3 pseudogenes are annotated in these 2,167 nt (G+C 48.6%); all 3 read right to left on the reverse strand.

Annotated elements, in window-relative coordinates:
* A pseudogene (locus QZ506_RS13420) lies at window positions 1-417 on the reverse strand (transposase); the annotation flags it as partial.
* 15 nt (window positions 418-432) lie between these two features.
* Window positions 433-1,587 (reverse strand): annotated as a pseudogene (locus QZ506_RS13425) (pectate lyase); the annotation flags it as partial.
* Between the two features lie 464 nt (window positions 1,588-2,051).
* Window positions 2,052-2,167, reverse strand: a pseudogene (locus QZ506_RS13430) (IS5/IS1182 family transposase); the annotation flags it as partial.

The following is a 2,167-nucleotide window of genomic DNA, read 5'->3' on the forward strand; positions in this document are numbered from 1 at the left end:
CTTTGCACCTTCATTCTCGGCCAGCCACATACCCAGCAGTTCTTTCTGGCCTTCGATATTGATACCCAGTGCCAGGAACACAGATTTGTTGATGACGCTGCTGTCCTGTCTGAATTTCAGAACGATACCGTCAAGATAAACAATGGGATATATCGCATCCAGTGGGCGATTTTGCCATTCTGCGACCTGCACCATCACGGCATCGGTGATTTTGGATACCAACGTCGGCGAGACATCAGCGTCATACAGTTCTTTGAACGCGGCAGCGATCTCGAGGGTGGTCATGCCTTTGGCGTACAACGACAGGATCTGGTTGTCCATTCCGGTGATCCGGGTCTGGTTTTTCTTTACCAGTTGCGGTTCGAAGGAGCCGTCCCGATCGCGTGGGGTACGAAGTTCCAGCGCGCCGTCGCCTGTGCTAACTAATGTGGTGCCTTTCTTGCCGTAATAAACATCACGCGGGAAAAAAAAGCCCGTCATATCCTGGCCGTTGTTCCACATCGGTCGCAGCGTGTTGCTGACCACGTCATAGGCGCACTGGTAGTAATTCTTTAAGCCTGAAATCACCTAGGCCATGATGTCACTATCGGGCTGCTGTCGAAGAATATCCAACATCGCCAACGGGTTATCAATCAATAAAGGGCGCATGTCGCGAAACAGGACATTGGCCTCTTTGGCGATAACGCCAAATTCCGGAAAAAATTGGCACTGTGCATGGTAGCCAAACCAAGATTGCGTTTGGTTATTATCTTTAGGTACAGGCTGGCGTTGCAGCGGCGAACTGAACTGATACACCGGCATCCCGGTTTCAGGATTACGTGCCAACACATACTGGCGATATAAATGCTTACCCCATGCCGCTGCTGACGCATCGCCGGTAAAGTGCGCGTAAGCGAAGGCGGCGTAAATCAGGTCGGTGCCCGCGTTGACAAAGGTCAATCCTTTGGTCAGCGGCAGTTCTGGCCTGAGAGCAGTGTCAACCACATCGCGGCGTGCGTGCTCAAAGACCTGTGGATCGCGCGTTTTGGCGTAATCACCATGACGGCCAAGATCCAGTTGCTGCCAATCTTCAACATGGGCATTCCAAAAGCCCTGCAGATAGTTCAACGTCTTTTCTGCGTCGACACGGTGCAACAGTGAGTAATAGGGGAGATGGTGTTTTAATTCATGCACCATGGTTTTGGACTCTGGCCCTTCACTGCCCAACGTATCCAGATTGATAAAACGGTGCACACCCCAATAGAACAGGCCGCTGTTATCATCGACATAGTGTTTTAAGAAATAGTCGGTGTAATCCGTTGCATGCTGTTCATAACGGGCATCACCGGTAATAACGCTCATGGCGCTTAATGTTCTCAACCAGTTTTGTTGGCTGGCGAAATTCGCGATAGGCGCATCATGACCATCCGGGAATTTCCACACTACGGGTTCTTGCGTGGTGATATCGAAGCCGTCTGCCCGCAGGGGAGTAGGATTTTTATGACTTTGGGTGGCCTGCGATACGCGAGCGATATGGCTATCCAAGGCGGCTAACCATTCGTTGAGTGTCGTTTCAGAGCTGGTGCGTAAAGCCGTAAAAATACTCATCGAGAACCTTCTTATCGAACTGCGTTGCAGTTCCTTATAAATAGAAACACTGTTTCGATTGATTATATTGCGCTATTTGCCTACTCGTCATGTACGCAATCTCGAAAGTGTGTTCAAAGTAGGAACGTTGTTTTGATTTTTTAAGAAGGTGTATTTAGCAAGGTATGAGCCATCTTATTTTAACTAACTAATTGAAATATATATTAAAGAAAACGCATTATTGGAACGTTTCGCGTTATCTGTTAAAAAATGTTTGAGCTTGTCAGTGTGCTATCGGCCAGAAATTGCTACCGCATTGCTTTTATTGGTGAAACCAGAGAAGTGTAGTAAAGAACTGGGATGCTGCTAGCCAAGTCTGCTTGCTGCTACTGGTTCTTGGTACGCTACCTTTACGTTTGTCCACTGTCGGGGCTTTGTTGAATAAATCAGAACTTGTAACGACTGCGCCCCATACTGGTCGATTGTTACGTGATGCGAATACTGTTCGGCATTCCTGATAGCGTGATCCGGTTAAGCGCTTTGACCATGGCCATGGCTTCACCCACCTGAGCATCGTAGTCTCTCAGACTTAGATGACCAC

Source organism: Candidatus Symbiopectobacterium sp. (assembly GCF_020054415.1).
Classification (GTDB): domain Bacteria; phylum Pseudomonadota; class Gammaproteobacteria; order Enterobacterales; family Enterobacteriaceae; genus Symbiopectobacterium.